Origin of the sequence: Agrobacterium sp. lyk4-40-TYG-31 (assembly GCF_030209855.1) — a bacterium.
GTDB lineage: Bacteria > Pseudomonadota > Alphaproteobacteria > Rhizobiales > Rhizobiaceae > Agrobacterium > Agrobacterium vaccinii.
This window is the reverse complement of sequence record NZ_JARVRE010000003.1, coordinates 189,264-213,029: the sequence shown is the minus strand read 5'-3', so window position 1 is coordinate 213,029 and position 23,766 is coordinate 189,264. Positions and strand designations below refer to the sequence as shown.

Sequence of the window (23,766 nt, the reverse complement as noted above, 5' to 3'; positions counted from 1 at the left end):
AGCCGTCGTGCGCGTTGCAAAACCGTTGCACACGCATTGCTTGATTTTGAGTTTTGAATATTCAGCTTATACGAAAATCACATATACATGCTGCGAAACAGCGGCGTTGCCTGAAACTGCCAGTCTGATGGTTGGCATTTCGGCAAATCGGTGTTGAACGCTTCGAGAAGAGCCATGGCGTCGAGTTTCTTCTGATCGACCCAACCGAGTTTGAGCGCGCTTGCAAGCATCGCGAATTCGACACCTGCCAGCTCAGCGATTGTTTTCCAGTCTCGGCGTTTGAAGAAGAGTTGGCTGGCTGCGCTGCGAAGTTTGTCGCAGTGGACTTCCTCCATCAGCCCAAGCTGGGCCATGTTGGCAATGGTTGCCTCTGCGTTCACCAGGGGAATGCTGAGGGGCGGGTAGCCGAGTTCGGCGGGGCCATAGATCAATGCCACGTCGGCGTCATCGACCCGCGCGCCGGAGGCATAGTCTTCGAATATTCTGCCGATGCCGGTCATGCCATAGGCTGTGCATTCTGCCGCCCGCAACGCACCCATGCTGGCTGCGCCATAGACAGGAATATCCTTGGAGAGCGCAAACAGCAGTTCCTTATGCCAGACGGGCGCCGCAGTCGCGAACTGGCCATCGATAAGCCCTATCGTTGTTGCTCCGTCCACCACGGCCTGCATGACGTCCCCCTGACAGGCAGGCGGACGGATATCGATGCCTTCAGCCGCTACGTCGCGTGCGTTTGGCAGGCTTGGACCGACGAAGACGGTCTTCATCACAATGCCCTCGAAAGCGCGCGCGGACCAAAGCGCCTGTGGCGCTCGCCATCAGGGTTTTCGAGTTGGGGCGCAAAGACTTTCACGACAGCGGCGGGGAGCCATTCCGGGGCCATATCAACCGCATAAAGCTTGTCGATCCCGGCAGTTTGCAGTCGGTCGAGAACGGTTTTGAGTGAATGTTCTGTGGACGTGGCATCTAGGGCCGGGAGGTCGCTGAGCGCCTTGGAGGGCTGCACATCCATCGCTTGCAGCATGAACGTATCGACGCTTTGCGAAAAAATGCCGGGTAAAAGATCGTCGCGCGCGCCCGCGATGAACGTCATGCGCGATTGAGCGGCCTCGGTTATCGCACGCATGGCCGCCACTGCCGGTGTCGTTGCCGCTCCCGCCCCATAGGTCAGGTCTACATGTCGAACAGTGCTGGCCATCTTTCGGTCTTGGGGTCCGAGAAGCGCGACGACGCATGGTATCGCGAGATCGGTCGTAATGTCGAACAGTGCGATCTCAAGGCCCGCTTGCGCAATCCGGCCCAAGGCGTCTTGAAGCGCAGGTTGGGTGATTGAAGCCGTATCGATTGCCGCCCTGTAACGCTTCGCGACTGGGGTCATCTGCCACAGAGTGAGTGCGTCACGCTCCACCCGTTCCAGCAACGCATGAAGAAGCGCTTCATCGCGGGTATTGCCAGAGGCGAGGCCATCGGAAGACTGCCAGTAACGCGGTGATGCGAGAGTGCGATCCAGGTGAACAGCGTCAAAGGGGAGCCAAATCGGTTTGCCCGTCAATAGGTTACCTGAGCGCACCCAGTCAATTTCTTCGGTGGTTGTGATGGGTGGTGCGTGGGGAGAGAGAAGAATGGTGAGCGTGTCGACAGCTTCTCCCGCATTCTCCACTGTCTGACGGGTGGTCATTCGGTGATGACAGCTCGGATTTGTGGCTATGGAGCGTTCTATCGCTTCCATGGCCGCCGATGTTCTGGCGGCTTCGTCATCGATGCCCTTGCCTTGAGCGATAACGATAGCCTTGGCATTGGGTGCAAACGCACACCACACAGTAATACCAATGTCATCCAGTCCCGTCTGCCGCGCCAGTCTGGTGATGCCGAGCCGGGCGAGAAAAGGCGAAACCCTTGTCAGGGTTTCGCCGGGAGAACAGGCTCGATAATTATCGAGCTGCAAGATCAGTGGGCACCTTCGTGAACGCTGCCAGCACCGACCTGTGTTGCGGAAACGGCAATCGCGAAGTCGACACCCTTCGTCGGTGTGACGCCGGATGCGCGCAAGGAAACGGCCTTCGCCAGTTCGTCGGAGAGCGGCTCTTCAATGGCTGTGATGGTTTTGGATTGCATATCGGCGAGCCAGAGGCCTTTTTCGCCGCTAATTCCAAGAATGACTGCTTTTGACATGGGGAAGATCCTGACTAAAAACCGGCCCTCTTCAGGCCTTCGCGATACATTTCGGTCTGCCATGGCTCCTTGTGAGGAATGACAGCCAACCAACGCTCCAAATCGAAACTTGGGTTGTCTTCAAATACTTTTACACGCAATGAGCGCGCTTTGTCAATATCCCCCATCATGCCGCAGCAGGCCGCAGCCAGGCGTGCTGCCGGGCGCTTGTTGCTCATCTGGCCGATGTAATCCAAAGCCTGTTGATATTGATGCAGGAAGTAGCTGGCGCCGGCGGCCGTCCAGAGATACATGTCCGGCACGATGGGGTTGAGAGAGATCGCCTGACGGATTTTGATCATGGCGCTGGCCGGATCGCTGCTGTGAATAAGGCTGTCGGCGTGGCTGCACAACACATCCGCATATTGCGGACTGAGGTTCTCCGCTTGCGACAACGCGTCAAGGCTCTCATCGATTCTGCCCATGAACAGGCGGCTGACGCCCAGTTCCTTGAAGCCGCTGGCCGAGACCTCACTATGTTTGATGGCGTCGCTTGCGAATTCCTCTGCCTTGGCAAGAAGATCGTCGTCACCACGCGCCGTCAATATCCATTCCATGCTAAGCGTGCGGGACATCCCTGCCTGCGCTTCGGCGAAATTCGTCCCGTGCTCCAGGGCTTCCTTGAAATATTTCCGGGCGCGCCGGATTGATGGCAGGCTGATGCTGGAGAGGGATTGCAGGCCCTTGAGATAGAGGAAATAGGCTTCCGGTCTGCTGGAAAAGTCACCGACCGCGCTCTGGTGCAGGCCGATCCGCGACATCAGAGCCCGCTGTACGGCAGTCCCGATTTCAACACGTTGTGCAGCGACCGATATGGGCGACAATTCGAACCGTTCCGCCCAGATGATTTCCTCGGTTGGCGTGAAAATCAGTTGCAGGAAAAGATGGGTGTCGGTTCTGCGGCTATCGAGAGCATAGACGACATTGTGCTTCTCCAGCACAGCGGCCTTATCTTTCGAGGCCTGGATACGTTCCGCAGTATAAGGCGCCACGACGGACAAGGTGCGGCTGCTGCAAAGACCAATCGTCAAATCTTCGATCAGTGCATTGGCAATCGAGCCGTCACGGTTTGCTTCCTTCGAGGTTAGTGGTGGCAGAAGGGCAATGCGAGGATGCGCTGACGATTTTTCCGGCAGGGCAAGCGGCCTTTGGAGGGCGCTGTCTGATTGCGTGGCGGGAAACGCGGCTACTGGTGGAGCCTTCTCAGAAGTAAGCCCCGCCGCCAGATGCCGTCGCACCTCGTGATCGTGCGGGTCTGCTTCCAGAAGAAGAACGGCGGCGCGTTTCAAATCCGCATTGCCCTGGGATTGCAGTTCGCGGGAGGCAAGCACGTCCATGAACTGGCTTCGCAAGATGCCGACCAGCCGCAGCCTGACATCACGCACCCAGGTATCGAATGCGGTCTTTCCATCGCCACAGGCCGGGAGGAACTGCATGGCCACCGCACCGCATGCCGCCCGCAGGCGCTCAAGCGGGGTGTGCAGGGCAAGGATGTCGAAATCGCATGTGACGACCGAGCGGTTCAGCGTGATACTGGTGGCGTCGATGGTCATGAGGGGCGCCGACGCCTGTGCCGTCGCAAGCGTAAACCGCCGCAGCGTCGAGCGCAGATTGGTCGACGCAATCTCCGTATTGCCGGGCCACAGGAGGTTGGCGACATCGCGACGCTGGACCGGTCTGTCCATGTCGAACAGATAGGCAGCCAGAAGAAGAGATTGAGCCGGAACGTTGATGACGTTGCCAACCTCATCTTCCAGATTGCATCGGCCTAATGTCGCAAGTCTGAAGACCATCTCGCTCAGTGTGCTGTTGTGGCAGACGTCTCTGTCGTCTTTTGCGTTTCAGCCGTGCTGGAGGTGCTGAGCGACTGAACGAGTTCAAGGACGCGGCGACGCACGCGGCTGTCTTCGATGCCACAGAAAGCCTTGGCAAGCGAAACGCCTTCCTTGGAATTCATGAACTGTGACAACAGGCTTGGAGCGGCCAGAGCACGGTCCTCGGTCGTTTCTGCTGCTCCCTCGAAAAAGTAGGAAATGTGCACGTCCAGCAATTCGGAAATATGCTGCAGGCGACTGGCGCCAACGCGGTTCGTGCCTTTTTCGTATTTCTGAACCTGCTGGAAGGTGATGCCGAGCCCATCGCCCAGCTTTTCCTGGCTCAGACCGAGCATGACACGGCGCAAACGAATGCGCGATCCTACATGTATGTCGGTTGCGTTCGGGGACTTTTTCATGGGATGTAGAACTCCAAATCGTAATACTTTTAATGAGAGTGCCGGAAACTTCACCTGATCGCAACGGGCGCACAGCGTAAATCCGGCATGTGTTGCATGCAGGTGGTGTATGAACTGGAAGATTACGGGCCAGACTGATTGGGAAGGCCCGGTATGCTGAGAGACAGGCCGCCATCGGCGGCCCTTTCTCACTGTGTTCTGGCAGGCGGCATGGGCTTGAGCGTATTCATCAGGGCGCCGTAAGGCAGCAGCATGATGATACCTACAGACACCTTTACTGAGAGATCACCCAGTGCCCATGAGACCCAACGCGGCGCTTCATAGCCGAGGATGCCGAGAACGGGCGCCTGCTCGATCGCGAACGCATCATTAGGTCCGACGAAGGCGAAGGAGGCGGCAAAGGCTATCGAGAAGAACAGAGCGGTATCCAGCACCGAGCCCAGCATGGACCCGGCGAGCGGAGCGCGCCACCAGCTTTGGCGACGTAGCCGATTGAAGACCGAAATATCCAGCAACTGACCAATGAGGTATGCCGTACCAGATGCAATCGCGATGCGCGGGATCGATGTCCAGAAGGACAGGGTGACGCCAACGACAAATCCCGCCAGAACGACGCGCCGTGCGACGGAAGGTCCAAACTGGCGATTGGTGAGATCGGTTATCAGAAACGCGATGGGGTAGGTGAATGCACCCCAGGTCAGCAGATCGGCAAGGTTGATGCCGAAGAGTGTGCCGGAGAGCGGATACTGAACGAGTATGTTCGATGCGACGACGATCAGTGTCATCAGTAGAACGTAGATGATGGTAGAGCGCAGGTAGGGCATTTTTTTATCCTGGGTGATGCCACCAGTTGGAGCCAATATGAAACGAACAAAAGGCTTGAGCGGCATAAGCCAGTCAAGCCTTTCGAGGGTCTGTGATGTTGAAGCCGCTATTAAGCAGCAGCAGCTTCGACAGTCTTCTTCGCGATCTGACGACGCAGCAGACGGGCGCGCATCGAGAGATCGTCTTCGCTAGCCTTCAGAAGGAACGCATCCAGACCGCCGCGGTGCTCAACAGAGCGCAGGGCAGCTGCGGAAACGCGCAAACGGAAGCGCTGACCAAGAGAATCAGAAATCAACGTAACCTGGCAGAGGTTCGGAAGGAACCGACGCTTGGTTCTGTTGTTGGCGTGGCTGACGTTATTGCCCGTCTGGACGCCCTTGCCGGTCAATTCGCATACACGGGACATGGGTACACCTATTTGTTATCGTCTGTTTCACCAACGGGCTGCTATCCGGCAAACTCCGGTAAGCAATCCAACTGGCAATGATTGGAAAGTTGCGGTTCTATAGTCAGGCACGAACTTCCAGTCAAGCCGCTCGCTCTTTTTTGTGAGCGATTTCACCGCATTTCCACGCGACTCTGCTTTTTTATTGCCATAACTGCGCGTATATCATCGCCATAGAGCGCGACTTTCCGGCTCGTCGAGGTATTACCTGAATGAATGTCCATGCACAAAGGGTTTTCGCAGCCGCAGCCATTGCGCTGGTGAGTCTCTCGCCGGCCAAGGCCGCAGAAACGAAGCACGACAGCGAATACAGCATCGCTCTGGGTGTCCTGCCGATTGCGCGGGCCAATTTCTCGACGCGCATGGATGGCTCGACCTATTCCATTTCCGGCTCGTTCAGCTCGGCGGGCATTGCCAGCGTGTTGAAGGACATTTCCGGGCGTACCGTCGTGTCAGGCGCCAAGCGCGGAAACCGGATGCAGGCGAACGAATATTCACTGGTCTACAAGGACGGCAAGCGCACGCGCACCTATGATGTGCAGTACCGCAATGGTAATGTGACCTCCACGACGGTCAAGCCGGAGCCCAAGGCGCGGCCGGACAACTGGGTCGATGTGAAGGACCGCGACCTCCGTTCGGTACTCGACCCCATATCGGGACTGATTTTCCCCGTGGGAGGCCGTATTTGCCCCGGTCGTCTGCCGATCTATGACGGTGAGTCGCGGCTGGATCTCGTCCTGAGCTCGGGCGGCACCAAGCCTTTTGCGACCAATGGCTTCAGCGGCGATGCAATCGTCTGCAATGCCCGTTACGTTCCCAAATCCGGTTTCCGCAAGGGACGAAAGGACATCGAGTATCTGAAGTCCATCTCCATGGAAATCTGGTTTGCCAAGGCAAGCAACATGGACGTTTACGCACCGGTCTATGCGCGTATACCCACCAAGGTCGGGCAGGTTTACATTACTGCGACCAAATACGGCGGCTAAAGTTCAACCCGGCGTCCAGCCGGGTTCCGCCATGACGAAGCTTTCGAAGGTAAAGCCGGGCGAGACCGTGCAGCCGACGAGCGTAAATTCTCCAAGGCTTTCAGCCGATTGCCAACCATTGACGGGAACGATGGCCTGCGGTCTCTCGCCGTTCAGAACCGATGGCCCCAGCCGAACGGTTTCGATAGTCTTGCCGTCCAAGCTCAGATGCAGCAACAGCGGTGCGCCCGCATAATAATGCCAGACTTCGGACGCATCCGTCACGCGGTGCCAATGCGAGCGTTGGCCTTTTTCCAGCAAGTAATAGATAGCGGTGGAGGCGCCGCGTTCGCTTGCATCACCATCTTTGAATGTCTGACGATAAAATCCGCCCTCCGGGTGCGGCTCAAGCTGCAATTCGCGGATAATGGCCGATGCCGAGACTGCGCCGTCGGCCATTAGACGTTGTCCTTGCGGGTTCTGATCTCCGCAAAGACTTCAGCATCGTTAGCGTCCTTCATGCCGAGATGCGCGCGAAGGGCTTCATCGGCAACCCGCATATAGGGGTTTGTCTGCTTCTCCGCACCAATCGTGGTCGGAATGGTGAATTTTCCATCGTTGCGCAGCGCCTCAACTTCGCTCGCGCGTTGCGCCAGTGCCGCGTTCTGCGGATCGACCGTCACGGCGAAACGAGCGTTGGACAGCGTATATTCATGGCCGAAATAGACTGTGACATTATCGGGCAGGGCCATCAATTTCTGGAAGGAGTGCCACATATCCGCAGCCGGACGTTCGAACAAGCGTCCGCAACCCATGGCAAACAACGTGTCGGCGGCAAAGAGCAGGGCGTCATCTGGAAAATAGTAGCAGATGTGTCCAGCTGTGTGACCGGGCGTCGATATGACCTGAACGCGATGACCGGCGAACTCGAACTCGTCCCCATCGGCAGCAGAGCGGTCCAGTCCGGGAATGGCGATGGCTTCATCGTGGGGCCCGCGAATCTCGCAGCCGTATTTTTCCTTGAGCGCCAGATTGGCCTCGACATGGTCCTGATGATGGTGAGTCGTGAAGATATCGGTGAGCGTCCATCCGCGCCGGTTGAGGGCATCGATGATGGGCGCTTCTTCCGGCGCATCGATCGAAACGGTGGCTCCGGTCTCGCTATCATGCAACAGAACCCCGAAATTATCGCTACGGCACAGAAAGACCTCTATTTCCAACGGCTTCATCTTTTCTCTCCATCTTTTCGGCGTGCACACCTTCTGGTTTTCCAATGTAGGCTACCATGCCTTGAAGTCCAACCGGGGACTGCTACATTCTGACGATGAACACCGATATTGTCGATCTGCGCGAATTCTACCATTCACCGCTCGGGCGGTCTGCCGAGCAGGCCATCACCATGGCGCTATCGACGCTATGGCCGCCTTTGCCGGATGAACGGCTGGTGGGTGTCGGCTACGCGGTGCCGTTCCTCGACCGCTTTCGCCACGATACGGAGCGGACATTTGCCTTCATGCCGCCTGGGCAGGGGGCGGTGAATTGGCCAGCGGGTGAACTATCATCAACAGCACTTGTTTTCGACGAGGAATTGCCGTTGCCGGATTCGTCGATAGACCGGGTTCTCATGGTGCATTCGCTGGAATTTGCGGAGAACCCGCGCGAAACGCTGAAAGAACTCTGGCGCGTTCTGGCGCCCGGCGGCAGGCTGGTGATTGTGGTGCCGAACCGTCGCGGCGTCTGGGCGCGTGTGGAGCACACGCCCTTCGGATCCGGTCGCCCCTACTCGCGCGGACAATTGACGGCGCTTCTGCGCGAAACGAATTTCACGCCGGGAGCCACGGCGGAAGCCTTGTTTTTTCCACCAACGAAGGTTCGATCCATCTTGCGGTTTCGTCGGTATCTGGAAAGCACCGGGCGCAAGCTCTGGCCGGTCTTTTCCGGTGTCATCATCGTAGAGGCACAGAAGCGGCTTTATCAGGGTCTGCCTGTCAGCCAGCGGGCTTCGCGGCGGGTTTTCGTCCCCGTCCTTGCGCCGCAGGGCATGCCAACGACCCGAACGTCGCCACCACCGCGAAAGCCAAGCTGACCCTCGACAAACCGCCTGTTCCGGTCTAATGCCTGCGGCATTGTCTTGCCGGTTACCCGGCGCTTTTCAAAGGTCGATGAAATGAGTGCAGAGCTTAACCAACCTGTTCCACGTCCGGGTATTCTGGATATCGCTGCCTATGTTCCCGGCAAGGAACATGCCGACGGCGTTGCGAAGGTCTATAAGCTCTCCTCCAACGAGACGCCGCTTGGCGCAAGCCCGAAAGCCATCGAGGCATTCAGGGCAGCGGCGGAAAATTTGCAGATATACCCGGATGGGCAGGCGATGGCCTTGCGTCAGGCAATTGCCGATGTGCACGGGCTGAACCCCGCCAATATCATGTGCGGAAACGGCTCCGACGAGTTGCTGGGTCTCCTGTGCCATGTCTACCTTGGTACGGGTGACGAGGCGATCATTACCGAGCATGGATTTCTGGTCTACAGGATTCAGATCATGGGCGCAGGTGCCGTTCCTGTCACCGTGAAGGAAAAGGATTGCACCGTCGATGTCGATGCGATCCTCGCTGCCGTTACGCCGAAAACCAAGATGGTCTTCATCGCCAATCCCGGCAATCCGACCGGCACCTATGTCCCGGTCTCGGAAATTCGCCGTCTTCAGACCGGCCTGCCGAAACATGTGGTGCTGGTGCTGGATGCTGCCTATGCGGAATATGTGCGCAAGAACGACTACGAAGCAGGGCTGGAGCTTGTTTCCGGCAACAGCAACGTGGTGATGACCCGTACCTTCTCCAAGGTCTATGGTTTGGCTGCGCTGCGTGTCGGCTGGATGTACGGACCCGCTGCCGTGATCGATGCCCTGAACCGGGTGCGTGGTCCATTCAACATGAACGCGCCAGCCATTGCAGCCGGTGCCGCCGCCATCCGCGATCAGGCCTTCATGCAGCAGGCCGTCACGCACAATCTCGAATGGATGGAAAAACTGACGCAGGCTTTCGGTCAGCTTGGTCTTGAAGTGACGCCGTCCGTTGCCAATTTCGTTCTCATCCACTTCCCCGATGCGGATGGCAAACGTGCAGCCGATGCCGATGAGTTCCTGACGCGACGGGGCTATATCCTGCGCGCCGTTCGCGGCTATGGGTTCCCTAATGCTCTGCGCATGACGGTGGGATCGGAAGAGGCCAATCTCGGCGTTATCGCGGCCCTGACAGACTTTATGGGGCAGGCGAAATGAGCGACATCCTGTTTGACCGCATAGCCCTGATCGGTATCGGCCTGATCGGCTCTTCCATTGCCCGTGATATTCGCGAGCTTGGTCTTGCTCGCGAAGTGGTGATTTCCACGCGCAGTGAAGTCACGTTGAAGCGCGCAGAAGAGCTGGAACTGGGAACCTCCTACACTATTTCTGCCGCAGAGGCAGTCAAGGATGCCGATCTGGTCATCGTCTCGGTGCCTGTCGGAGCGTCCGAAGCCGTTGCACAGCAGATCGCTGGGCACCTGAAGGCCGGTTCCATCGTGACGGATGTGGGTTCCACCAAGGCGTCGGTCATTGCACAAATGGCTCCGCATATGCCCGACAACGTTCATTTTATTCCCGGGCACCCATTGGCAGGGACGGAAAAATCAGGCCCGGATGCCGGTTTTGAAGGTCTGTTTCATGACCGTTGGTGCATCTTTACGCCGCTGCCGGGAACCGATGCGGTAGCGCTCAGCAAGCTCAAAGCGTTTTGGGAAAAGCTTGGTTCGCGTGTCGATGAAATGGAGCCGGAGCACCATGACAAGGTCCTGGCTATCGTTTCGCACCTGCCGCATATTATTGCCTACAATATCGTCGGCACCGCCGATGACCTTGGGACGGTAACGGAATCGGAAGTCATCAAATATTCTGCCTCAGGCTTCCGTGATTTCACCCGATTGGCCGCATCCGATCCGACCATGTGGCGAGATATCTGCCTGCACAACAAGGACGCCATTCTGGAAATGCTAGCCCGTTTTTCCGAGGATTTGGCGTACCTCCAGCGTGCGATACGCTGGGGTGAAGGTGAAAAACTGTTCGAGCTTTTCAGCCGAACCCGCACCATCCGCCGCTCCATCGTGCAGGCCGGGCAGGACGTCGATGCGCCTGACTTCGGACGCCACGCGATGGACCAGAAGAAGTAACGACATCAATGAAAGACCGAAGCCATCACCTGGCTTCGGTCTTTATATCTCGTGTCAGATTGGCGGAATTTTACCCAAGGGAATAAAACCGCTGACAGTGGCGCGGCCACGATCGACCACGAGATCGACCGACGCCTTGTCGCCGCCGCCTGCCAAGGCGCCCAGCAGTTTGCGGGCCGTGTCGATGGTCGATTGCAGTTGCGGAAATGCCTGCTTGGCATTGTTGGCCCAATCGCCGAGTTTTTCGATTTCAAGCTTGAACTGGCCGGTCAGATAGCCCTGATCGTCAAAGGAAAATGGTCCGCTGATGCGCATGGTGCGGCCATCGCCGATATCCAGCATCACCCGGCGCAATTCGCCGCTGGCACCGTAAAGCCCGGTGCGGTCACTGCCGTCGATCATGCCAGCCTTGCCCGCAAGGGTTACGTCGGCGATGGCGTTCAGGCGCGGCAGAACCTGCGGCCAGTCCTTGATGACAGTGGAGGCATCGGTCAGCGTGATGGCGCCATCGAGATCGGCTCCGTTCTGGCGAAGATGAACTTCGGTTTTTGCCGCATCGAAATCGATCGTCTGTGTCGTAACCGACGATACTGCGTTCGCTTTCAGGCCTTCGATGACCAGAGAGGTGCGATCGATCCCCTTCAGCTTTTTCACCAGACTGGATTGGAGGCTGGACCATTGCGCGGAGATGCTGAGCCCATGTGCGGTCTCGATCTTTGCTGGCGAATCCAGTTCCCAGACAACATGGCCGGGCGCGTAGATCTGGGCTGCGGAGCGCAAAGCCCCGAAAGAGCCTGAGACGCCATTGCGCGTATCCGTTACATCCACCTTCGAGCAGAACAGGCCAATGCGAAACGGATAACCCTTGAATGCCATATCTGCACATTCGGCGCTGACAGGTGCGGTGCCACCTGGAGACATGACCCGGATAACGGTTTCCTGAAGCCGGTTTGCGGCGTAGAACCAGCCAGCGGTGTAGATGGCAACGAAAACTATTATCCCAAGGCCAAGAAAAAGGAATTTTCTGCTGCTTCGGGATTGGCTTGACGCTGCCATGATGGTCTCCAATGGTAGACACAGGTGATTTGATTTGGCTTGCGATATGGACGATTTTTGGGTCTTTGGCTACGGTTCGTTGATGTGGAACCCCGGCTTCCCGTTTGAGGAACGCCAGCAGGCGCGTCTACACGGCTATCGACGCGCGCTCTGCATTCGCTCGAATGTGTACCGGGGGACGGATGAAAACCCCGGCTTGGTGCTGGGGCTAGAACGTGGCGGGTCGTGTCACGGCGTGGCATTTCGTGTTGCCAATGCCAACCGTGACGCGGTTCTCGATTATTTGCGTGAACGTGAACTCGTCAGCAACGTCTACAAGGAGCGGGTTATTCTGGTTGGTCTTGCCGATGGCAGACGGCAACCGGCGCTGACCTATGTGGCAGACCCACAGCATGCGCAATATGTCGGGGGTCTCGCGCTGGATGAGGCGGCAAAGATCGTCTGCCAAGCCTCTGGTCAGTCAGGACCGAATGTCGACTACGTCTTCAACACGGTCCGGCATCTTCAGGAGATGGGAATAAGAGACGTCGTGCTGGAGCGCGTCGCTGCCAATGTCGAGGCTCAGTCTGCTGCCTTGTTTTGAAGTTCGGCTAGCCGCTTGACAGCTGTCGGAGGTAGGGGGAGCGACGGATTGTTGCGCGCGGTTTCCAGCAGAAGCTCGTCGCTGGCCTTTTCCGTAACTTCAATCAACTGCTTGAAAAACACGTCCGGGTCCAGACCCGGCTGGATCGGCGGCAGAATGCGCACCTTGAAATGTCCAGGGTAACGCATGGTCGATCTGCGCGGCCAGAACAGGCCGGGATGCATGGCGACTGGCACCACAGGCACTTTCAGATCACGGTACAGGCGGGCAATGCCGTAACGATATTCCGGCTCGGCCCCCGGCGCGCGGCGCGTGCCTTCCGGGTAGATGATCAACTCACGACCATTTGCCATTTCTTCCTTTGCCCGCTCCATAACCTGCAGCATGGCTTTGCCACGCGCGGCTCGGTTGACCGGGATCATTCTCTGCTTGGCAACATACCAGCCGAAAAGCGGTATCCACGTCAGTTCGCGCTTGAGAATATAGACGGGGTCCTTGAGGTTCGGCAGCAGCGCATAGGTGTCCCAGAAAGATTGGTGCTTCGGCGCAAAAATGCAGCCGGATTCGGGAATGTTTTCCAGCCCCTCGATTTCGAACGTCGTGCCGACGATCTTTTCCATCAGCCAATGGTTCGAGCGCGCCCATGCCTTGGGAATTTCATAAGCCAGCTTTCGCGGTACGATGAAATAGATCGGCGTCAGCACGATCATCCGCAAGATGAGGTTCATATAGAAGGCTGTGTTGAACAGAATGGAACGCAGTCTGAGCATGAAAAAAGCTTCTCCAGGCGCGTCCGTATCGATAAAAGGAAGCAATCTTCGATGTCATCGCGCAGGGCTGAACGCCTACACGAAAACAGGGTATGTCAGCAAGACCCCAGGCAACAGCCGCCGGGACGGAATCAGGCGGCAGATGCGCCATTGCGCAGGCCGTTGCCTTTTCCAAGCCCGGTCAGATCACGGACGGCGACGGCGACGAATTTGATATATTCGTAAATCATGGTGCGGACCACGTCGGGGTTCGAAAACCAGTTGGTGCGCGCCAGATCGGAGTTGATGACGGGGTAAGCGATGAAATTCGTATCGGGGCTGGAGCTTCTCAACTCGTGGAGGCTGCGGTGCATATGGTAATTGTTGGTAACGACGACGACAGAGGCATAACCCTTGTCCCTGATCCACTTCGCCGCTTCATTCGCATTGCCGATCGTGTCGACGGCTTGATACCCCATATCCACACAGCAGGCGAAAAGATCCGACGAACTCTGCGTCATCTTGCGGATCTGCGCGCGGGTAGTGGCGGGATTGACGCCGGAAATCAGCAGCCGCTTGCCAACACCATCGCGCAAAAGGCCCACCGCCTGATCGATTCTAAGGTAACCGCCGGTCAGGACGATGATGGCGTCTGCCCTAGTGCCCGAGGGCGGGCGCATGGAGGCAACCGAATCCGCAAACCACAGGAAACCGCCGAAGACTGCGCCTAGCACCACAAGGCACATCAGCAGCGTCGCCCGCACGAACCGGCGCAAACGACCACGCCGCGAAAGCAGACCGTTGCGCGGCGTCTCTGTCGGTTGATCATCCGGGTCAGTGCGACTCATTATCATCAGTTATCGATAAGCTTGGATTAAGGCAAGGAACGGGCGGCTCCAACCGCGTGAGGGTGGAGAAAAACCGTCAAACGCCCTCGCTTTTTGAAGGATCGGACCGCACCCGATCAATGTCGTCAATGGTGCGAATGACGGTCAGTCGCGCGGTGATTGTCGTCAGCAATGCGATCACCATCATCGTTGCGAAAATGCCGAGATAGCCATCGACCCCAACGGAAAACGACCCGAACAGGGCGCTGGCCTGATCGCTCTGCGGTGTGGCGAGCGACCGGGATTGCCAGAAGCCTGCGGCAAGGAACACGCCTGCGGCCAAAGCACTTCCGGCCCCGGAGCCCTTGAGGCTTATTTTGAGAAAGTGTTTCTGGAATTCACGCGCGACGAAACTGCTTTCAGCGCCGACGAAGTGCAGGACTTCGACGATATGGCGATTGCCCGACAAAGCGCCGCGGGTGGCAAACACAACCGTCAGCACCATTGCGCTAAAGACGAGGATCAGGACGCCAAGACCGATCATGACGGTGGTGTGGGCCATGGACACCAGACGGTCGACCCAGGTGCGGTGGTCATCGAGAAACGCCTGCGGAATTTCAGCTTTCAGCATGGTGCGCATCGCCTCGAAATCAGGCGGGTTGCTCTCATCGATGGTGATGATCACAAGACGGGGAACGGGCAGCTCCGAGAGGTCGAGACCGGCACCGAGCCATGGTTCGAGCAGCCGCGCTGTGGCCGCATCGTCCATGATTGTGCCTTCTCTGGTGCCGACAAAGCTGAGTGCCAGATTGCGTGCCTTGTTGAGCGCGGCGTTCATGTCCAGACCCTCTTCAGGCTTTATCTGGATGGTGATTTCGCGGGAAATCTGGCTTTGCCATGTGGATGCGGTGGCCCGCACCATGCTGACGGCACCGAGCGTCAGGCAGGCCAGAAAGGCCATGATGGCGATGACCACGATCAAGGCGTTGCCCTGAATGTTCGACGGCGGCAGGATGGGCGCCATCGGGCGGATGCGCATCTGCGGCAACTTGGCCTGCTTCTGCTCCGGCTTGAGGGGCTTGCGGTTCATCTCATTCATAAACGTCGAGCCGCCCTTCCGTCAGGATCATGCGGCGCGCGTCCACCTGATCCATCAATCCGAAATCATGGGTCGCGATAACGACGGCGGTGCCCAGCCGGTTCAGTTCCAGAAACAGATTGAGCAAGCGCTTGGCCATCGGCGGATCGACGTTACCGGTGGGTTCGTCTGCCAGCAATATTTCTGGCTGGTCCATCAGCGCCCGCGCAATAGCGGCACGCTGTTTCTCACCGCCAGAGAGGATCGGTGGCAGCACATTGATCCGTTCGCCCAGACCCACCCACTTCAAAAGCTCGATCACATCGTTGCGATAGGCGCTTTCGTCCTTTCCGCGCACACGCAAGGGCAGGGCCACGTTCTCATAGGTCGTCAGATGGTCCAGCAGCCGGAAGTCCTGAAACACGATGCCGACGCGCCGGCGCAGCAGCGGTAATTCGCTGCGCGGAATGCGCGAGACATCACGGCTGAACATGCGGATATTGCCGCGCGTGGGCTGGAGCGACATCAAAAGCAGGCGCAGCAGCGTGGTTTTGCCTGCGCCTGATGGTCCGGTCAGAAACTGGAAAGAGCCCTTGGGAATGTCGAAGGTCATATCCCGCAAGATTTCCGGGCCCATGCCGTATCGCAACCCGACATTTTCGAAATGGATCAACGAACTTCCAGTCTTTTGTTTCTCATTGCGAATAGCGATTGCCATTTCTTAACATCGGGTGCCCGGTAAAATGCCCGTGGGCCGCGCTCATCCGGCGATCTTTGCGAAGCATTAACCAATTAAATTTACGACTAGGCAGGATTTCATTCAATGCCCAAGTTTTTTGGGGGCGTAACACCGAGGGAACTTCATGGGTATGTTCCGTTCATCCCGCCGTCACGCGACACCTGATTTGGACCTTTTGATGCCCGAAGCGCCTCTCCGCCAAACGTGGAGAACGCGCAATGGTGATGACATTCTAGATGCCGAGTTTGTCACGATAAAGGAAACGCCCTTTCGTGACTACGGCAACGACAATAGGCACGACGCTTTTCAACAGCCTAGGTCGCAGCCCGTATCGGCGCTGGCAGCACTGCGGTCGCTGATCGACTGGGTGGACAGAAAGCTGTCTGGCCTTTCCGTCGATGGCTACTCCGCCATTGTCGCGGCGGCAGTTGTCGGAGTTTTCTTCATTTCCGGCGGTTTCACGATGTTGCTGCACCAGAATACGGCCAGTGCTGCGCCGGTCGATCCGCTTGTCATTACACATATTTCCGTCACCCCGCAGGATGCCGGTGGTATGGATGTGCTTGTCATCAACGGCATCGTTGAGAACAATGGCAACGAACCGCAAACCGTTCCGGCCATCCGCGCCGATCTGTTCGCCGCCAAGGGTGAGAAGGTTGCCAGCATGCTGATCGAGCCGCCGGTGGCTGAAATGCAGCCCGGCGTGAGCCGCGGTTTCTCGGCGAAACTGTGCCATCCCGGTGGAAAAACGCCGGATATCAAGCTTTCTTTTGCCGGAGCGGGTGTTTCGCAGCGTTGATTGTGCTACCGGACGCCCTTTGTTTCGTTCTGGATGATTGTCTCACCTAGGCTGTTGTTCAGGAAAGCGCAGGAGAGATCATGCCCGTCGTTCGTGGAAAAAATATCGAGCCGCTCTACACCGCCGAGCAGATTGCCGAGAGAAATCGCGATCTCGCCAAGCGCATCGCCACGGGTCCGACCAACGACCTGCTTGTGATTGCGGTGCTGAAAGGCTCGTTCATTTTTGCCGCCGATCTCATCCGCGCATTGCATGACAGCGGTCTGGCGCCGGAAGTGGAGTTCATCACGCTTTCCAGTTACGGCACGGGCACGGTGTCCCAAGGCGTGCGGATCGTGAAGGATATCGATAGTGACGTGAAGGATCGCGACGTCCTGCTGATCGACGATATTCTCGAATCCGGTCGCACGCTTCTTTTCGCCAAGGAATTGCTCTATGAGCGCGGCGCCCGCAATGTTTCGATTGCTGTTCTGCTCGACAAGAAGGTCAAGCGCAAGGAGAAGCTGGAAGCCGATTATGTTGGCTTCGAGTGCCCCGATTACTTCGTCGTCGGCTATGGAATGGACGTCGCCTATGCGTTCCGCGAACTGCCATTTGTCGGCGTCGTCACGGGTGATGCGTAGTAAATTCCAACTGTCCCAATGTGGTACTTGTAGCAGAGATGCAAGCATGGATTGTTAACCATGCCACCGGGATGGCAGGTTTCATTTACTTCTTGCAAAGGGAAATCGCCGAGTTTGTTGCTCGCTGGAATGAATACCAGGAGCGATGGAAAATGGCAAAAATACTGATCACCGAAGACGAAGATGCGTTGCGCACATTTGTGGCGCGCGCCTTGCGCCTGGATGGACATGAGACCTATGAAGCCGCAGACGGCGAACAGGGGTTCGAGAAACTGAGCGAACACAAGTTCGACCTGCTGCTCTCGGATATCCGCATGCCCGTCATGGACGGAATTGAGCTCGCGCACCGCGCGTCATCGCACTTTCCCAACCTCAAAATTCTTTTGATGACGGGCTACGCTGAACAGCGCGAGCGCGCTGACGACCTGATGGAAAAGATCATCGACGTCGTTCCAAAGCCCTTCGCGCTGCCGGATATCCGCAAAGCCGTCGCCCGGGCGCTGGCTGCCGTGCCAGCCTAAGTCTAAGACCGTTTTGCGCGGCACTTTCTTCTTGATGATGTTTAGCGTGTTTTGAGGGATGGCAAGGGCCACCCTCACATTACCGTGGTCGCATCATTGGCTGGTTTTCGAAAGCGCATTCAGCCGTGTAACAATCGAAGAAAAGTCGTAGGGTTTTGAAAAGAACTCTGCTGAGGCGGGCAGGTCGATGTCATCCGGGGTCAGGCGGCCAGATGCGACGATGATCCCGGCTTTTGGAAAGCGTTCGGCAACGACGTGGGCGAGGTCGATACCCGTCAGTTCGCCCGGCATCTGAATGTCGGTGAAAAGAAGATGCACCGTATGCTCGGATATCAGGTCCATGGCTTCGTCGGCTGTTTCTGCCTCGATGACCTTGAAACCTGCATCTTCTAAAGCATCGATCAGGGTGAGCCTTATCAAAGGCTCGTCTTCCACCACAAGAACCGTAAGCACACGCCACCTCCATTGATGTAACGTGCGGAAACCCGTGGATCTGGAATGAGTTCCACAGTGTTCGTCAACATCTGGGGTGGTGGCGAGATTGCACTGGCAAGTGCAAGCTGCGCGCGAACGAGGCGTTGCCGCTTCAGCGCGGCGCGACGTTCATCCTGAGGGGATTATCGGGTCGCAAAGTCACCTTCATGAGAGGCTTCGGCGCCTGTTCCGAGACTGCCGAAAGCCTCAGTTTCTGCAAGAGAACGGCCAGGATGGCGACCGCCTCCATCACTGCGAACGCATTGCCGATGCAGACACGGGGTCCGGCACCAAACGGCATATAGGCGTAGCGATGCCGGGATTTGGTGGCGTCAGCGTTGAAACGGTCTGGGTCGAAGCGCTCTGCATCCGGCCAGATCGAAGCATGGCGATGGACGGCGTAGATCGGTATCAGCATGACGGTGCCTGCGGGGATCAGGTAGTCCCCAAGGCGGAAATCTTTCAGGGCCGTGCGGGTGATAACAGGTGCGGGCGGATAAAGGCGCATCGCTTCCGAAAAAACCTGACGTGTGTAGGTAAGTTGCGACACGTGTTCCGAGGTTACATTGCTACCGCCTGTCACCACATCGATCTCTGCCAACACCTTCGCTTCGATGTCGGGATGCCGTGCCAGGAGATCGAAGGTCCATGCGAGCCCAAGCGCCGTCGTTTCATGGCCAGCCGTGATGAAGGTCATCAGGTTGTCGACGATCTCGGCATCCGTCATCGTTCGGCCCGTCTCCGGGTCGGCTGCGGCCATCAGCATCGTGACCAGATCCTGCCGATCCTCTGGCGCTTTACGTCGTGTCTCGACAACCTGCATCAGACTGGACCGCAAAAAATCGACAGCAGCCGTTGCCTTGCCCCTACCGGGATAGGGTATCCATTCCGGTGCTTTTAAGAGGCCGAGTGCAAAGCTCCAGCCTGTCGGCTTTAGAAAATCGGAGATGCTTTGTTCCACGCGGTTCACGTCTATCCCGTGCCCGCCCGACATCATGGTTTCGACGATGATGTCGAACGTTGTGTGCATCATTTCGTGACCGATATCGATTGTTGAACCTGGTTTTGCGAGCCATTTGTCCCGTGTGCGCTCTGCGGCGGCAATCATCGTCGGCTGCAATTCAAGAAGCTTGTCGTGCCGGAAGGCACCGGCGACGGATTGGCGCTGCCACTTCCAGTGGGCACCGTCAGCCGTCAAGAGCCCTTCACCAAGCGCTGAACCCAACGCGCGACGAACCTGTTCGCCTTTTCCCAGGGCATCCGCATTTTTCACGAGTGCTTCGTGGATCAGTACGGGGTCTGCAATGTGAACGGTGATCTGCCGTGCCGTCTTGGAAAAGACCAGAGGTTCCGTAAAGACGGCTGGTGGAATGGCCAACAGCGGATTTCGGACGATGGCGACGAGAGCCTTGATCGTGGATTGAGGCGTAACGGGAAATGCCTTTTCGCCTTTTGCGTCCCGGTCGATTGTCGTGTCCATGGCATTCATCCTTGCTTCCACACGTTGATGGCGCTAGCTATTAAGGCAATCACCTTAGTCAAAATTAAGGTGGTGACCTTAACTTTACAAGAGCGTTTGATATGAATGAGATGCGGGGCGATAAAACGAGCGGGAAGAGAGTGTCCACGAAAGATCGAATTCTCGATGCAAGCCTCGTTCTCCTAAATGAAAAGGGTCCCGACCGGGTGACGACGGCGGAAATCGCACGCTGCGTCGGCATCAACGAAGGCAATCTTTATTATCACTTCAAAACCAAGGAAGCGCTTCTGGTCGCACTGTTCTCAAGGCTTGAGGCGGATGCGGCGACATTCATGCTGGATGTCGGTAGCAACGGGGCGAGGGAAGCGGGCGCCTATGCGACGTTCATGCGGCGTTGGTTTTTAATTGTCTGGGAGCACCGCTATATCTTCCGCGATTTGCCGGGATTGCTGGCAACGGCACCCTCGCTTGCAGAACCGATTGGCATCTTGAGCAAGGCCATGCGCCTCGCCGTGGAGGCAACATTGCAGCAAATGGCCGAGGCAGGGCTGATTAATGTTCCCGAGAGCGAAGCTTCGCAGTTGCTCGCCAATGTCTGGATCGTCTCGACCTACTGGGCCGTCTACCTCAACCTGCAAGAAGGCGTGGAGAACTTGCAGCCGCAGCATCTTGATTGGGGCCTCAATCAAGTAACGAGTCTGTTTCGGCCCTATCTTTCTGCCGAGGCGACCGCTGCTCTGCAAGACATGCTTGCGCATCCCTTTGCGCAAGCCGGGACACCGTGAGGTGTCAATGTCATCTGTCGTCTTACTTGAACACGCTCGGCAGCCACAGCGAGAGCGCCGGAATGTAGGTGACGAGGCCAAGCACGACGATACCTGCACCGTAGAAGGGCCAGATGGAGCGCATCGCTTCCCAGACGGTAATCTTGCCCACCGCGCAGGCAACGAACTGCACACCTCCCACCGGCGGTGTGTTGAGCCCGATGCCGTAATTCAGGATCATGATCACGCCGAAATGAACCGGATCGACACCATAGGCCGTGGCGATCGGCAGGAAGATGGGCGTCGTGATGATGATCGTCGGGCCCATGTCCATGAATGTGCCGAGCAACAACATGATGACGTTCAGCAGCAGAAGGATCATGATGGGGTTATCGGACAGCGTCTGCATCCACATCACCAGCGTTGCAGGAACCCTCAAAAACGCCATCAGCCATGAGAACGCGGCAGCGCAACCGATGATCAGAAGAACCATCGCGGTCGTGCGAACGGCACCCATGGTCGCATGGACGAAGTCTCTCCAGCTCAGTTGGCGGTAGATCAGCACCGTGACGAGAAGAGCGTAGATCACCGCGATGCAGGAGCTTTCGGTTGCCGTGAAGATGCCTGAGCGGACGCCACCGAAAATGATGGCGATGAGCAACAGGCCGGGAATGGCAACGGCGAAGAGATGCAGCGCAACCATGACGCCGGGAAACGGCTCTGTCGGATAACCGCGACGACTAGCGACGATATAGGCCGTCACCATCAGCACGGCTGCAAACAGCAGGCCGGGAATGACCCCAGCGGTAAACAGATCCGCAATAGAAATCTTGCCGCCAGCGGAAATCGAATAGATGATCATGTTGTGCGAAGGCGGTAGCAACAGTGCGATCAGGGCAGCCATCGAGGTCACGTTGACGGCATAGTCTGCACCGTAACCCCGGGCCTTCATCTGCGGAATCATCAAGCCACCGACCGCAGCAGCTTCTGCGACTGCCGAGCCCGAAATGCCGCCGAACAGCGTGGAGGTGACGATGTTGACCTGTCCCAGCCCGCCACGCAAATGCCCGACGATGGAGGCAGCAAAGGCGACGATACGCCCCGCAATACCGCCGCGCACCATGAGGTCGCCGGAATAGATGAAGAAGGGAATGGCAAGCATGGAAAACACGCTCATGCCGGAATTCATACGCTGAAAAACGACGAGCGGCGGCAGACCCATGTAGATGACCGTCGCCAGGCTGGAAATGCCCAGACAAAAGGCGATGGGCGTGCCGATCAACATCAGCAGCGTGAAGCTGCCGAACAGAATCCAGAGTTCCATCGTGTTATTCCCCCTTCACGATGTTGGATGGGCTTTTGGTGTTCAGGCTGGCCGCGTCCCGGCGGACATCCTCGATATTCTCAAGCTCGACGGCGATTTCAGTAGGTGCCATGTCATCCAGAGCGTCATCGATGGGCGCGCCTAGCGCGCGTGCGATGATGCGCTCTAGAGCAAAGAGCGTGATCAGAATGCCGCCTCCGACCAGCGGCACGTAATCCCAGGCGCCGGATATGCCCAGTGCCGGCATCGTCGTATTCGCCGTCAAGCCCACCAGATTGGTGCCGTACCAGATCATGCCGATCCCGAAGACGAAAATGACGAGATCGGAAATCATCCGCAGCCATTTCTTGCCGGATGGAGGCAGCACGTAAAGAAGGACGTCGAAGCCCATGTGGTTGTTTTCACGCACGCCGACGGCGGCACCCAGAAAGATGAACCAGCTCATCAAAATGACGGCGCCCGGCTCGGTCCAGCTGGGAGAGTCGTTGAGGATGTAGCGACAAAAGACCTGCCAGGCGACGATCGCCGTCATGGCCACGAGACCGACCCCGGCCACGTAGAGGACCGCCGTGTTGAGTTTCGTGAGAATAGGCAGACCCGTTTTCATTGGGATCGACATGGATTTTCGCCTCCTGACCTTCGACAAGCGGAAGGTCGGACCTAGAGCCTATGGTGTGGTTGAATGAAACGAAAACACCCCTCGGCTTTGCGAGCCGAGGGGTGGGGTAATTGCGATTATTGCGTGGCCTGCACGTCGGCAACGAGCTTTTTCAAGACCTCGTCTTTGATGTGCTTGTCGTAAACAGGTTTCATCGCGTCGATGAAGCCCTGCTTTTCGACCTCGTTGATGGTGGCCCCGGCCTTTTCGACAGCCGCACGTGACTGCGAGGTTCTGGCCGACCACAATTCGCGCTGCTTGGCGACGCTATCCTTGGCTGCCTGACGGAAAATCGCCTGATCTTCCGGGGTCAGCTTATCAAAGGCGACCTTGTTCATCACGAAGACTTCGGGAAGGATCGTGTGCTCGTCCAGCGAGTAATACTTGGCGACCTCGAAATGCTTGGCCGTATCGTAGCTTGGAAAGTTGTTTTCCGCGCCATCGATAACACCCGTCTCGACGGACGAGTAAACCTCACCGTAAGGCATCGGTGTCGCGTTCGCGCCCAGTGCGGAGGTCATGTCGACGAAAATATCCGACTGGATCACGCGAAATTTCATGCCCTTGATATCGGCGACCGTCTTGATCGGCTTTTTGGAATTGTAGAAGGAGCGCGAGCCAGCATCATAAAACGCGAGGGCTACGAGACCGGCAGGTTCGAACGCGGCCTTGATCTGATCTCCAATCGGACCGTCCATGACCTTATGCATGTGGTCTTCGGAACGGAAAATATAGGGCAAGGCGGGTATGACCGTTTCCTTGACGGTGCCATTGAACGGCGCCATGGAAACGCGGTTGAGTTCGATCACGCCGGAGCGAACCTGCTCAATGGTGTCTTTCTCTTCGCCCAATTGCGCCGAATGATAGATTTCGACGGCGTACCGACCAGCCGTGCGTTCCTTGACCAGTTCGCCGAAGTATTTGACACCCTCGACAGTCGGATATCCGTCTGGATGGGTGTCGGATGATTTGAGCACGGTCTGTGCCGATACAGCACCCACCGTCAGCATCGTGACGAAGGCGGCACCCGCCCATAATTTTGTGAGATACGACATGATTCTTCTCCCCAGAACGCGGATGTCCATCCGCTGTCGTTGCAACAGTCCAATAGGCGACGTCTCCACGGCGATCTCGCCGGAAGCGTTACTGTGATTGTGTAAAGATCAGCCGATCCTCCTTCGGCTAGATACTATTGGTATGGGCGAAATC

The 23,766-nt window shown here is 57.3% G+C and carries 28 protein-coding genes; 9 read left to right on the top strand and 19 right to left on the bottom strand.

Features of this window, described 5'->3' with window-relative positions; all coding sequences use genetic code 11:
* Nucleotides 1-77 precede the first annotated feature (77 nt).
* From QRN55_RS04150 to rpmB, 7 genes are all read right to left on the bottom strand, one after another.
* Nucleotides 78-767, bottom strand: a complete 690-nt coding sequence (locus QRN55_RS04150) for a TfuA-like protein (protein ID WP_284775075.1) — start codon at nt 765-767, stop codon at nt 78-80.
* Nucleotides 767-1,945, bottom strand: a complete 1,179-nt coding sequence (locus QRN55_RS04145; RefSeq protein WP_284775073.1) for a YcaO-like family protein — start codon at nt 1,943-1,945, stop codon at nt 767-769. Before QRN55_RS04145 ends, QRN55_RS04150 begins: the two co-directional genes overlap by 1 nt.
* A gap of 2 nt (nt 1,946-1,947) precedes the next feature.
* Nucleotides 1,948-2,172, bottom strand: a complete 225-nt coding sequence (locus QRN55_RS04140) for a hypothetical protein (RefSeq protein ID WP_284775071.1) — start codon at nt 2,170-2,172, stop codon at nt 1,948-1,950.
* A 14-nt stretch (nt 2,173-2,186) separates the two neighbouring features.
* Nucleotides 2,187-4,004, bottom strand: coding sequence for a hypothetical protein (locus tag QRN55_RS04135; protein WP_284775068.1), 1,818 nt, complete (start codon nt 4,002-4,004; stop codon nt 2,187-2,189).
* A 5-nt stretch (nt 4,005-4,009) separates the two neighbouring features.
* Nucleotides 4,010-4,444 (bottom strand): helix-turn-helix domain-containing protein, encoded by a 435-nt coding sequence (locus QRN55_RS04130; RefSeq protein WP_112498096.1) that lies wholly within the window; start codon nt 4,442-4,444, stop codon nt 4,010-4,012.
* Between the two features lie 188 nt (nt 4,445-4,632).
* Entirely contained in the window at nt 4,633-5,268 is a 636-nt protein-coding gene (locus tag QRN55_RS04125) for a queuosine precursor transporter (RefSeq protein WP_233124324.1), read from the bottom strand.
* Between the two features lie 110 nt (nt 5,269-5,378).
* Nucleotides 5,379-5,675, bottom strand: a complete 297-nt coding sequence (gene rpmB / locus QRN55_RS04120; RefSeq protein WP_111838822.1) for a 50S ribosomal protein L28 — start codon at nt 5,673-5,675, stop codon at nt 5,379-5,381.
* Between the two features lie 251 nt (nt 5,676-5,926).
* Between rpmB and QRN55_RS04115 the strand changes: the two genes are divergently transcribed.
* Nucleotides 5,927-6,700: a DUF3108 domain-containing protein gene (locus tag QRN55_RS04115; RefSeq protein WP_284775063.1), complete on the top strand. Its 774-nt coding sequence runs from the start codon at nt 5,927-5,929 to the stop codon at nt 6,698-6,700.
* A 3-nt stretch (nt 6,701-6,703) separates the two neighbouring features.
* Here QRN55_RS04115 and QRN55_RS04110 read toward each other — a convergent pair whose 3' ends face one another.
* Nucleotides 6,704-7,138, bottom strand: a complete 435-nt coding sequence (locus QRN55_RS04110) for a cupin domain-containing protein (protein WP_284775061.1) — start codon at nt 7,136-7,138, stop codon at nt 6,704-6,706.
* On the bottom strand, nt 7,138-7,908 hold the full coding sequence (gloB, locus tag QRN55_RS04105) for a hydroxyacylglutathione hydrolase (RefSeq protein ID WP_284775059.1): 771 nt from the start codon (nt 7,906-7,908) through the stop codon (nt 7,138-7,140). The genes QRN55_RS04110 and gloB overlap by 1 nt, the downstream gene beginning before the upstream one ends.
* A 95-nt stretch (nt 7,909-8,003) precedes the next feature.
* On the opposite strand from gloB, the gene QRN55_RS04100 reads away from it, so the two are divergent.
* The 3 genes from QRN55_RS04100 (at nt 8,004) to QRN55_RS04090 (ending at nt 10,882) form a co-directional block, all read left to right on the top strand.
* Complete coding sequence (locus QRN55_RS04100) at nt 8,004-8,765, top strand: class I SAM-dependent methyltransferase (RefSeq protein WP_111838826.1); 762 nt, start codon at nt 8,004-8,006, stop codon at nt 8,763-8,765.
* An 81-nt stretch (nt 8,766-8,846) separates the two neighbouring features.
* Nucleotides 8,847-9,956 (top strand): histidinol-phosphate transaminase, encoded by a 1,110-nt coding sequence (hisC, locus tag QRN55_RS04095; protein WP_284775056.1) that lies wholly within the window; start codon nt 8,847-8,849, stop codon nt 9,954-9,956.
* Entirely contained in the window at nt 9,953-10,882 is a 930-nt protein-coding gene (locus QRN55_RS04090) for a prephenate/arogenate dehydrogenase family protein (RefSeq protein ID WP_284775055.1), read from the top strand. Before hisC ends, QRN55_RS04090 begins: the two co-directional genes overlap by 4 nt.
* A 54-nt stretch (nt 10,883-10,936) precedes the next feature.
* Here QRN55_RS04090 and QRN55_RS04085 read toward each other — a convergent pair whose 3' ends face one another.
* Nucleotides 10,937-11,938 carry a DUF2125 domain-containing protein gene (locus QRN55_RS04085; protein ID WP_284775053.1) on the bottom strand — a complete coding sequence of 334 codons (1,002 nt, stop codon included), beginning with the start codon at nt 11,936-11,938 and terminating at the stop codon, nt 10,937-10,939.
* Nucleotides 11,939-11,984: 46 nt separating this feature from the next.
* Here QRN55_RS04085 and QRN55_RS04080 point away from each other — a divergent pair, with 46 nt between their 5' ends.
* Nucleotides 11,985-12,521 (top strand): gamma-glutamylcyclotransferase, encoded by a 537-nt coding sequence (locus QRN55_RS04080; protein WP_284775051.1) that lies wholly within the window; start codon nt 11,985-11,987, stop codon nt 12,519-12,521.
* Here QRN55_RS04080 and QRN55_RS04075 read toward each other — a convergent pair.
* The 4 genes from QRN55_RS04075 to ftsE all read right to left on the bottom strand — a co-directional run bounded on the left by QRN55_RS04075 (nt 12,500) and on the right by ftsE (nt 15,848).
* Entirely contained in the window at nt 12,500-13,291 is a 792-nt protein-coding gene (locus QRN55_RS04075; RefSeq protein ID WP_112498103.1) for a lysophospholipid acyltransferase family protein, read from the bottom strand. The two genes, QRN55_RS04080 and QRN55_RS04075, sit on opposite strands and share 22 nt — an antisense overlap.
* A 131-nt stretch (nt 13,292-13,422) precedes the next feature.
* Nucleotides 13,423-14,124 carry a YdcF family protein gene (locus tag QRN55_RS04070; protein ID WP_502871284.1) on the bottom strand — a complete coding sequence of 234 codons (702 nt, stop codon included), beginning with the start codon at nt 14,122-14,124 and terminating at the stop codon, nt 13,423-13,425.
* A 70-nt stretch (nt 14,125-14,194) separates the two neighbouring features.
* Nucleotides 14,195-15,196, bottom strand: a complete 1,002-nt coding sequence (locus tag QRN55_RS04065) for a cell division protein FtsX (protein ID WP_111838833.1) — start codon at nt 15,194-15,196, stop codon at nt 14,195-14,197.
* Nucleotides 15,189-15,848: a cell division ATP-binding protein FtsE gene (gene ftsE, locus QRN55_RS04060; protein WP_111838834.1), complete on the bottom strand. Its 660-nt coding sequence runs from the start codon at nt 15,846-15,848 to the stop codon at nt 15,189-15,191. The genes QRN55_RS04065 and ftsE overlap by 8 nt, the downstream gene beginning before the upstream one ends.
* Before the next feature lie 196 nt (nt 15,849-16,044).
* On the opposite strand from ftsE, the gene QRN55_RS04055 reads away from it, so the two are divergent.
* From QRN55_RS04055 to QRN55_RS04045, 3 genes are all read left to right on the top strand, one after another.
* Nucleotides 16,045-16,713 carry a DUF3426 domain-containing protein gene (locus tag QRN55_RS04055; RefSeq protein ID WP_284775449.1) on the top strand — a complete coding sequence of 223 codons (669 nt, stop codon included), beginning with the start codon at nt 16,045-16,047 and terminating at the stop codon, nt 16,711-16,713.
* Nucleotides 16,714-16,793: 80 nt separating this feature from the next.
* The gene (gene hpt / locus QRN55_RS04050) at nt 16,794-17,336 is read left to right on the top strand and encodes a hypoxanthine phosphoribosyltransferase (protein ID WP_284775044.1); all 543 of its coding nucleotides are present in this window, start codon (nt 16,794-16,796) and stop codon (nt 17,334-17,336) included.
* A 152-nt stretch (nt 17,337-17,488) separates the two neighbouring features.
* The gene (locus QRN55_RS04045) at nt 17,489-17,857 is read left to right on the top strand and encodes a response regulator (RefSeq protein WP_233124311.1); all 369 of its coding nucleotides are present in this window, start codon (nt 17,489-17,491) and stop codon (nt 17,855-17,857) included.
* A 93-nt stretch (nt 17,858-17,950) separates the two neighbouring features.
* Here QRN55_RS04045 and QRN55_RS04040 read toward each other — a convergent pair whose 3' ends face one another.
* Both QRN55_RS04040 and QRN55_RS04035 read right to left on the bottom strand, forming a co-directional pair.
* Complete coding sequence (locus QRN55_RS04040; protein ID WP_111838836.1) at nt 17,951-18,310, bottom strand: response regulator; 360 nt, start codon at nt 18,308-18,310, stop codon at nt 17,951-17,953.
* A gap of 133 nt (nt 18,311-18,443) precedes the next feature.
* Entirely contained in the window at nt 18,444-19,811 is a 1,368-nt protein-coding gene (locus tag QRN55_RS04035; protein WP_284775041.1) for a cytochrome P450, read from the bottom strand.
* 101 nt (nt 19,812-19,912) lie between these two features.
* On the opposite strand from QRN55_RS04035, the gene QRN55_RS04030 reads away from it, so the two are divergent.
* Nucleotides 19,913-20,596, top strand: a complete 684-nt coding sequence (locus QRN55_RS04030; RefSeq protein ID WP_284775039.1) for a TetR/AcrR family transcriptional regulator — start codon at nt 19,913-19,915, stop codon at nt 20,594-20,596.
* A gap of 22 nt (nt 20,597-20,618) precedes the next feature.
* Here the strand turns inward: QRN55_RS04030 and QRN55_RS04025 are convergent, their stop codons facing one another.
* The 3 genes from QRN55_RS04025 to QRN55_RS04015 all read right to left on the bottom strand — a co-directional run bounded on the left by QRN55_RS04025 (nt 20,619) and on the right by QRN55_RS04015 (nt 23,612).
* The gene (locus QRN55_RS04025; protein WP_111838838.1) at nt 20,619-21,899 is read right to left on the bottom strand and encodes a TRAP transporter large permease; all 1,281 of its coding nucleotides are present in this window, start codon (nt 21,897-21,899) and stop codon (nt 20,619-20,621) included.
* A 4-nt stretch (nt 21,900-21,903) separates the two neighbouring features.
* Nucleotides 21,904-22,506, bottom strand: coding sequence for a TRAP transporter small permease (locus QRN55_RS04020; RefSeq protein WP_431355721.1), 603 nt, complete (start codon nt 22,504-22,506; stop codon nt 21,904-21,906).
* 128 nt (nt 22,507-22,634) lie between these two features.
* A complete protein-coding gene (locus tag QRN55_RS04015; RefSeq protein WP_111838840.1) occupies nt 22,635-23,612 on the bottom strand; it encodes a TRAP transporter substrate-binding protein in 978 nt (325 codons plus the stop codon).
* Nucleotides 23,613-23,766: the final 154 nt, after the last annotated feature.

Excerpts from the sequence above, each read along its gene's own strand:
- QRN55_RS04090 (WP_284775055.1), top strand. The coding sequence starts at position 9,953 with ATGAGCGACATCCTGTTTGACCGCATAGCCCTGATCGGTATCGGCCTG.
- QRN55_RS04110 (WP_284775061.1), bottom strand. The coding sequence starts at position 7,138 with ATGGCCGACGGCGCAGTCTCGGCATCGGCCATTATCCGCGAATTGCAG.
- gloB (WP_284775059.1), bottom strand. The coding sequence starts at position 7,908 with ATGAAGCCGTTGGAAATAGAGGTCTTTCTGTGCCGTAGCGATAATTTC.
- hpt (WP_284775044.1), top strand. The coding sequence starts at position 16,794 with ATGCCCGTCGTTCGTGGAAAAAATATCGAGCCGCTCTACACCGCCGAG.
- QRN55_RS04150 (WP_284775075.1), bottom strand. The coding sequence starts at position 767 with ATGAAGACCGTCTTCGTCGGTCCAAGCCTGCCAAACGCACGCGACGTA.
- rpmB (WP_111838822.1), bottom strand. The coding sequence starts at position 5,675 with ATGTCCCGTGTATGCGAATTGACCGGCAAGGGCGTCCAGACGGGCAAT.
- QRN55_RS04135 (WP_284775068.1), bottom strand. The coding sequence starts at position 4,004 with ATGGTCTTCAGACTTGCGACATTAGGCCGATGCAATCTGGAAGATGAG.
- QRN55_RS04140 (WP_284775071.1), bottom strand. The coding sequence starts at position 2,172 with ATGTCAAAAGCAGTCATTCTTGGAATTAGCGGCGAAAAAGGCCTCTGG.
- QRN55_RS04130 (WP_112498096.1), bottom strand. The coding sequence starts at position 4,444 with ATGAAAAAGTCCCCGAACGCAACCGACATACATGTAGGATCGCGCATT.
- QRN55_RS04055 (WP_284775449.1), top strand. The coding sequence starts at position 16,045 with ATGTTCCGTTCATCCCGCCGTCACGCGACACCTGATTTGGACCTTTTG.
- QRN55_RS04100 (WP_111838826.1), top strand. The coding sequence starts at position 8,004 with ATGAACACCGATATTGTCGATCTGCGCGAATTCTACCATTCACCGCTC.
- hisC (WP_284775056.1), top strand. The coding sequence starts at position 8,847 with ATGAGTGCAGAGCTTAACCAACCTGTTCCACGTCCGGGTATTCTGGAT.
- QRN55_RS04080 (WP_284775051.1), top strand. The coding sequence starts at position 11,985 with ATGGACGATTTTTGGGTCTTTGGCTACGGTTCGTTGATGTGGAACCCC.
- QRN55_RS04030 (WP_284775039.1), top strand. The coding sequence starts at position 19,913 with ATGAATGAGATGCGGGGCGATAAAACGAGCGGGAAGAGAGTGTCCACG.
- QRN55_RS04045 (WP_233124311.1), top strand. The coding sequence starts at position 17,489 with ATGGCAAAAATACTGATCACCGAAGACGAAGATGCGTTGCGCACATTT.
- QRN55_RS04065 (WP_111838833.1), bottom strand. The coding sequence starts at position 15,196 with ATGAATGAGATGAACCGCAAGCCCCTCAAGCCGGAGCAGAAGCAGGCC.
- QRN55_RS04020 (WP_431355721.1), bottom strand. The coding sequence starts at position 22,506 with ATGAAAACGGGTCTGCCTATTCTCACGAAACTCAACACGGCGGTCCTC.
- QRN55_RS04085 (WP_284775053.1), bottom strand. The coding sequence starts at position 11,938 with ATGGCAGCGTCAAGCCAATCCCGAAGCAGCAGAAAATTCCTTTTTCTT.
- QRN55_RS04015 (WP_111838840.1), bottom strand. The coding sequence starts at position 23,612 with ATGTCGTATCTCACAAAATTATGGGCGGGTGCCGCCTTCGTCACGATG.
- QRN55_RS04070 (WP_502871284.1), bottom strand. The coding sequence starts at position 14,124 with ATGATAATGAGTCGCACTGACCCGGATGATCAACCGACAGAGACGCCG.
- QRN55_RS04035 (WP_284775041.1), bottom strand. The coding sequence starts at position 19,811 with ATGGACACGACAATCGACCGGGACGCAAAAGGCGAAAAGGCATTTCCC.
- QRN55_RS04025 (WP_111838838.1), bottom strand. The coding sequence starts at position 21,899 with ATGGAACTCTGGATTCTGTTCGGCAGCTTCACGCTGCTGATGTTGATC.
- QRN55_RS04115 (WP_284775063.1), top strand. The coding sequence starts at position 5,927 with ATGAATGTCCATGCACAAAGGGTTTTCGCAGCCGCAGCCATTGCGCTG.
- QRN55_RS04125 (WP_233124324.1), bottom strand. The coding sequence starts at position 5,268 with ATGCCCTACCTGCGCTCTACCATCATCTACGTTCTACTGATGACACTG.
- QRN55_RS04075 (WP_112498103.1), bottom strand. The coding sequence starts at position 13,291 with ATGCTCAGACTGCGTTCCATTCTGTTCAACACAGCCTTCTATATGAAC.